At 74.2% G+C, this 6,038-nt stretch carries 6 protein-coding genes; 5 read left to right on the top strand and 1 reads right to left on the bottom strand.

Annotation, left to right across the window (positions count from 1 at the left end; all coding sequences use genetic code 11):
• The 5 genes from AE652_RS33485 to AE652_RS33505 all read left to right on the top strand — a co-directional run.
• Window positions 1-541 (top strand): transglycosylase SLT domain-containing protein (locus AE652_RS33485; RefSeq protein WP_234348635.1); only part of this gene is annotated, 541 nt, incomplete at its 5' end.
• Between the two features lie 89 nt (window positions 542-630).
• Window positions 631-1,731 (top strand): calcium:proton antiporter, encoded by a 1,101-nt coding sequence (locus tag AE652_RS33490; RefSeq protein WP_049658497.1) that lies wholly within the window; start codon window positions 631-633, stop codon window positions 1,729-1,731.
• A 495-nt stretch (window positions 1,732-2,226) separates the two neighbouring features.
• Complete coding sequence (locus AE652_RS33495; protein WP_049658498.1) at window positions 2,227-3,552, top strand: geranylgeranyl reductase family protein; 1,326 nt, start codon at window positions 2,227-2,229, stop codon at window positions 3,550-3,552.
• Between the two features lie 282 nt (window positions 3,553-3,834).
• The gene (locus AE652_RS33500; protein ID WP_049658501.1) at window positions 3,835-4,431 is read left to right on the top strand and encodes a TNT domain-containing protein; all 597 of its coding nucleotides are present in this window, start codon (window positions 3,835-3,837) and stop codon (window positions 4,429-4,431) included.
• Window positions 4,432-4,542: 111 nt separating this feature from the next.
• Entirely contained in the window at window positions 4,543-5,142 is a 600-nt protein-coding gene (locus AE652_RS33505; protein WP_053112412.1) for a GNAT family N-acetyltransferase, read from the top strand.
• 35 nt (window positions 5,143-5,177) lie between these two features.
• Here the strand turns inward: AE652_RS33505 and AE652_RS33510 are convergent, their stop codons facing one another.
• On the bottom strand, window positions 5,178-5,879 hold the full coding sequence (locus tag AE652_RS33510; RefSeq protein WP_053112414.1) for a DUF4328 domain-containing protein: 702 nt from the start codon (window positions 5,877-5,879) through the stop codon (window positions 5,178-5,180).
• Window positions 5,880-6,038 lie beyond the last annotated feature (159 nt).

The following is a 6,038-nucleotide window of genomic DNA, read 5'->3' on the forward strand; positions in this document are numbered from 1 at the left end:
CGGGCTCGCCGTCCTCGCCCTGGCCGGTGGCCCGGAGCCCGGCGGACCGGGCGCGGCTGAGCGCGCGGCGCCCCCGCCGCCCGGCGCGATCCCGGCCGGATCGGACGTCCCGGTGGCCTACCGGGGAATGATCGAGACCGCGGCGCGGCGCTGCCCCGAGCCGGAGGTCACCCCGGTGCTGCTGGCCGCCATGCTGAAGGCCGAGAGCGGCTTCGACCCGAAGGCCGCCCGCCCGGAGACCGGCGAGTACGGCATCGCCCTGTGGACGCCCTCCGTCTTCGAGGCCTGGGGCAAGGCCGCCACCCACGCCGGTCCGAAGTCGTACTGGGATCCGGGCGACGCGATCGCCGCGATGGGCAACTACGCCTGCTGGCTCGACCAGCAGATAAAGCGCCACGGCTTCACCCACGACCTGCCCGCCCTGGTCGCGGCGGCCTACCGGACCAGCGACAAGACCGTGGCGACCGCCGGGGGCGTCCCGGAACGGCTTCGGCAACATGTCGACAAAGTGCTTCAGTACCTTCATGGCTACGGTGGGTGACTGCCGAATTGGGATGAGTTATGCCACATCCCTATGTATCCGGCGCGGGCACCCGGGTGACGGGCCTCCGGTCTGGGATCCTCGGCGGCATGATCACGAAGCTCCGCGCGGCTCTCGCGCAATGGACCGTCGTCGTCCCGGTGGTGTCGTTCCTCGTCCTCGCCCTGACCTGGCACAAGGAACTCCCCGGCTGGGTGGTGGCGGTGGTCGCCTGCTTCCTGGTGGGCGCCGTGCTGTCGGCCGTGCACCACGCGGAGGTGATCGCGCACTGGTCGGGGGAGCCCTTCGGGTCGCTGGTCCTCGCCGTGGCGGTCACCGTGATCGAGGTCGCGCTGATCGTGACGCTGATGGCCGACGGCGGGGACAAGTCCTCCACCCTGGCCCGGGACACCGTCTTCGCCGCCGTGATGATCACCTGCAACGGCATCCTCGGACTGTCCATCCTGGTCGCCGCCGTCAAGTACCGGACCGCCGTCTTCAACGCCGAGGGCACCGGCGCCGCGCTGGCCTGCATCGCCACCCTCGCGACCCTCAGCCTGGTACTGCCGACCTTCACCACCAGCTCGCCCGGCCCCCAGTTCTCGACCACCCAGCTCACCTTCGCGGCCACCGCCTCGCTGGTGGTCTACGGCCTGTTCGTGGCCACCCAGACCGTCCGGCACCGCGACTACTTCCTGCCCGTCACCCCCGAGGGCCGGGTGCTGGCCGAGGAGGAGCACGCCTCCCCGCCCACCCTCCGGGCCGCCGGGATCAGCGTGCTGCTGCTCGCCGTCGCCCTGGTGGCGGTGGTGGGCCTGGCCAAGGGCGTGTCGCCGACCATCGAGAAGGCGGTGGACGACGCCGGGCTGCCGCACGCCGTGGTCGGCGTCGTGATCGCCATGATGGTGCTGCTGCCGGAGACCATCGCGGCGCTGCGCGCGGCCGTCCGCAACCGGGTGCAGACCAGCCTCAACCTCGCGCTCGGCTCGGCGCTCGCCAGCATCGGCCTGACCATCCCGGCGGTCGCGATCGCCTCCACCTGGCTCTCCGGCCCGCTCGTCCTCGGCCTCGACCCGGCGCACATGGTGCTGCTGAGCCTGACCATCGTGCTGCTCACCCTCACCGTCATCCCGCGCCGGGCGACCCCGCTGCAGGGCGCGGTGCACCTGGCGGTGCTGGCTGGGTACGTGGTGCTGGCGCTGAACCCGTGAGGGCCCGCCGGCCGTAGTCGACAGTGGAAGCCCCTGCCACGTTCCCCCGTGCGGTCAGGGGCTTCCGCCGTTCCCGGGGCCGGATCGGGTGGTGCCGGTGGTGCCAGTGGGACTAGTGAGACCAGTGGGACTGGTGGTGAACCCGGGAGGCGGTGCCGGCCGTGGTACCGGATGAGGGCCCCGGTCCGCCCCCGTGGTCGGGGCCCTCGTCGAACCCGGCGCGACCGCCGTTGATCCCCCCGAGGGGTCCGCGCCGCGGAACGACGGAGAGCCCCTGGTCCCGCTGCTGCTCGCGGGCCGGGGGCTCGGTTGCGTCCGGGATCCGGCGTGGCGGGTGGACCCGTACGGCAGGGGTGGCCGGTATTGGCCGGTTCGCGGGGCGGCCTGCGTGTCGGGGCGGCGGGCGGGCGCCGGGGTTCTCTATCGTCCGTCCGGAACCGCCCAGTCCGAGGACTCCGTCGCGCGGACAGCCGATCCGACCCGTGGGAGAGTGCGATGCCCGGCCCAGAGCAGACCGTCCGGCCCGAGGAGACCGTCAGTGGCGGGGAGGCCGTCCAGGACGGGGGGAGCGCCGACGTCATCGTGGTCGGCGCCGGACCGGCCGGCTCCACCGCCGCCGCCCACCTCGCCCGGACCGGACTGGACGTCCTGCTGCTGGAGAAGTCCGCCTTCCCGCGCGAGAAGGTCTGCGGGGACGGCCTCACCCCGCGCGCCGTCAAGCAGTTGACCGACCTCGGCATCGACGTCTCCGAGGAGGCCGGCTGGCTGCACAACCGGGGCCTGCGGCTGATCTCCGGGCACCGCTCGGTGGAGTTCGACTGGCCCGAGCTCTCCGCCTACCCCGGGTACGGACTGGTCCGGCGCCGCGCCGACTTCGACGAACTGCTCGCCCGCAAGGCCGCCTCGCTCGGAGCCCGGGTGGTCGAACGCGCCAATGTGACGGGCCCGACGCTGGACGAGCGGACCGGCCGGATCACCGGGGTCACCGCCAAGCTGGGCGAGGAGCGCCGGCCGGTCGCCTACCGGGCCCCGGTCGTGGTCGCCGCCGACGGCAACTCCACCCGGCTGTCGGTGGCGATGCGGCGCTACCGCCGCACCGACCGCGCGATGGGCGTCGCGTACCGGACGTACTTCACCACCCCGAGGCACGACGACCGCTACCTGGAGGTCTGGCTCGATCTGCGCGACCCCGACGACCGGGCCCGGCGCCAGTTGCCCGGCTACGCCTGGGTGTTCGGCATGGGCGACGGCACCGCCAACGTCGGCCTCGGGGTCCTGGACACCGCCGGGACCGAGGCGGACTGGCGGGAGGTGCTGCGGCGCTGGTGCGACGGCCTGCCCCCGGAGTACGGCTACACCCCCGACGCGGTCACCGAGCCGATCCGCGGTGCCGCCCTGCCGATGGGCCTCAACCGCGCGCCCCACTACGCCGACGGCCTGCTGCTGATCGGCGACGCGGGCGGGACGGTCAGCCCGGGCACCGGCGAGGGCATCGCCTACGCGATGGAGTCCGGCCGCTACGCCGCCGAGACCATCGTCCAGGCCCTCGCCCGCCGCACCGACCGCGGTCGCGAACTCGCCCTGCGCGCCTACCCGCAGGCGCTGCGCTCCGCCTACGCGGGCTACTTCGCGCTCGGCCGCCTGGCCGCCGACATGCTGGGCCGCCCGAAGCTGCGCGGCGCGGCCGGGGCGGCCGGGCTCGGCCACCCGGCGCTGCTGAAGGCGGCGTTCCGGCTGATGGCCAACCTGACCGAGCCGAACTCCAAGGACGCCCTCGACCGGCTGCTCCACCTGCTCGGGCGGGTCGCCCCGGGGAAGTGACCCGGGCGTGCCGGACCGCTCATCCTCGCGGACGGGCGGTCCCGGTGTCCCGGCTTTGGCCGAATCCGCTGAGTCGAACGCGCAGTCGCACGGATCATGTTGACGAATGATCAGATGATCCGATTGCCTGGTGTCGAACCAGCCACGGAGGGTGAGCACAACGCTCCTCCGTGGCTCCTTTTTCGACCGCTGACCCGTTCGACGGAGACACCGTGCGCCTTCGCCTTCGCCTGCTCGTCGCGCCGCTCGCCGCGGCCGCCGCCCTCACCGCCGTGAACCGCCGTGACCGTCCCCGCCGCCGTCGCGGCCCCGGCGGCCACCCCCGCCGACCAGTGCTCCGCCGCCTTCCGCCACGACGACGCCCGCCTCGGCCCGGCCGACCTCCCGACCGCCGGGCCGGTCGGCCGCCAGCTCGTCGGCTACCAGCGCACCGGCGGCGCGGGCGAGCAGGACTTCCTGGCCAAGTACTACGACCCGGCCGGCAACGGCGGCAAGGGCGGCTGGATATACCCGCCGGCCGACGGCTACGTCACCCTGCCCGACGGCAGCCCGATCGAGTTCGACCTCACCCTCTACCCGAACCAGAACATCGACCGCTACGGCAGCGAGTACGGCGCCTACCTCGCCCCCGAGGGCCTGCCCTACGCCAGCCGCGCGCTCCCGCCGCAGAGCCTGGACGGCACCCCGCCGGCCGCCTGCAACTACCACGACTACAAGGTGGTCAAGGCCTTCACGGTGCACGCCGGCCCGATCGCTCCCTGGTTCAACCAGCCCGGCTGGGGCCTCCAGTACCAGCTCGACGCCACCCTGCTGCCCGGCGGCCCGGCCAAGCTGAACGTGCTCTGGCTGGTGGAGAACGGCTACCTGGCCCGGATCTGACCGCGCTCCGTCCGCACGCCCGCTCCGTCCACCAGGGCGGAGCGGGCGTGCGAAGTCGGGCACCGGAATATTCGCTGGCGGGCCCCCGGGAGCGGGGGATAGGAAGACGGGATGACCATCAGCGATCCCGGCACCGCCCAGCGGCTGTTCCGCCCCACCGTCCTCGACCTCGGCGACGCCGTGCTGCGCCCGTGGGGGCCCGGCCTCGACGTGTCCGGCGGAATCGTGCCCGCCCTGCTCGCCGCCGCGGCGGACCCGGCCGTCGCCCGCTGGAACCCGCTCAGCGCCACCGGCCCGGTCGACCCGCAGGCCTACCTGGAGCGCTGCGAGGCAGGCTGGGCCGACGGCAGCGCGGCCTCCTTCGCCGTGATCGACGCCGCCGACGGCAGCCTCTGCGGCAACGCCTACCTGGGGTGGAGCAACCGGGACGACGGCGTGGCCATGGTCGGCTACTGGCTGCTCGCCGCGGCCCGCGGCCGGGGCCTGGCCACCCGGGCCACCACCGCCGTCACCCGCTGGGCGGTGGAGCACGCCGGCGCCCGCCGGATCGAGCTCTACCACGCCGTCGGCAACGAGGCCTCCTGCCGGGTCGCCGAGCGGGCCGCCTTCCCGTACGAGGGCACCCTGCGCGCCTCCTACACCTACGGCGGGGGCGTCTACACGGACGAGCACCTGCACGCCCGGCTGGCCTCGGACCCGTTCACGGACTGAGCGCCCGCCCGCGGGCCCGCGGCCGGCGGAACGGCTCAGCCCCGGACGGTCCCGCCGCGGACCGCGTACGCGTGGGCGGTGGACTCGGCGAAGCGCTCCTCCTGCATGGCCGTCAGCCGCTGGACGACCAGGACGGCGAGGACGGCGGCGACCACCTCCAGCACGTCGGAGGCCAGCAGCCAGCCGAGGGCGGTCTGGTAGTCGTCCGGGTACTTCGCCGAGTTCAGGTAGTTGGCGCCGAACCGGCCGGTCGCGTTCGCCAGCCAGAAGGTGGCCCACCAGAGGTTGACCAGCGGCTGGGGGTGCGGCAGGCGCACCCCGGAGGCGTCCGGCCGGGCGCTGGCCGTCCAGGTGTCGACCGTGATCCGGAACGGGAACCAGAGGGCGACCACGGGGGTGAACCAGCCGCCGATCGCCCAGCCGCGCTTGAACCGGTGCCCGCTCGGCTCGAAGACCTCCGCGTTCACCCGCACCCGGTGGAACCAGGTGATGAAGGCGACCGCCGAGGCCAGCAGGGTGAGCGTCTGGACCAGGCTGACGTTGTCGTAGAGCAGGGCCGCGTCCGTCAGCGCGGACTCGTCGGCCAGGTCGGAGTCGGCGGCGAACTCCCCCGCCTCCCCGTACAGGCGGAAGCCCGCGGCGAGCGAGGCGAGGGTCGCGGTGCCGCACACGGCGAGCAGGACGGTGGCGGCGGTGGAGCTGGGTCTGGGCGAGCGGTACAGGGCGGGCGAAGGCATCGGGGACGGACTCCTGGACTGGACCAATGTGACGGGGCGACACCCTAGGGCCTGCGGGCAGCCCCGGACCAGCGGCTTTTCGCGGACCGCACCGCACGACGGGCCCCGGCGCGCGGCCGCCGCCCCCGCCCCGGCCCCGGCCCGCGCTCCGGAGCGACG

It is taken from the genome of Kitasatospora sp. MY 5-36 (assembly GCF_001182915.1).
In the GTDB taxonomy this organism is placed as follows: Bacteria; Actinomycetota; Actinomycetes; order Streptomycetales; family Streptomycetaceae; genus Kitasatospora.

Bases quoted from the DNA above. Each gene is read 5' to 3' on its own strand.
- AE652_RS33490 (WP_049658497.1), top strand. From the start codon at position 631: ATGATCACGAAGCTCCGCGCGGCTCTCGCGCAATGGACCGTCGTCGTC.
- AE652_RS33495 (WP_049658498.1), top strand. From the start codon at position 2,227: ATGCCCGGCCCAGAGCAGACCGTCCGGCCCGAGGAGACCGTCAGTGGC.
- AE652_RS33505 (WP_053112412.1), top strand. From the start codon at position 4,543: ATGACCATCAGCGATCCCGGCACCGCCCAGCGGCTGTTCCGCCCCACC.
- AE652_RS33510 (WP_053112414.1), bottom strand. From the start codon at position 5,879: ATGCCTTCGCCCGCCCTGTACCGCTCGCCCAGACCCAGCTCCACCGCC.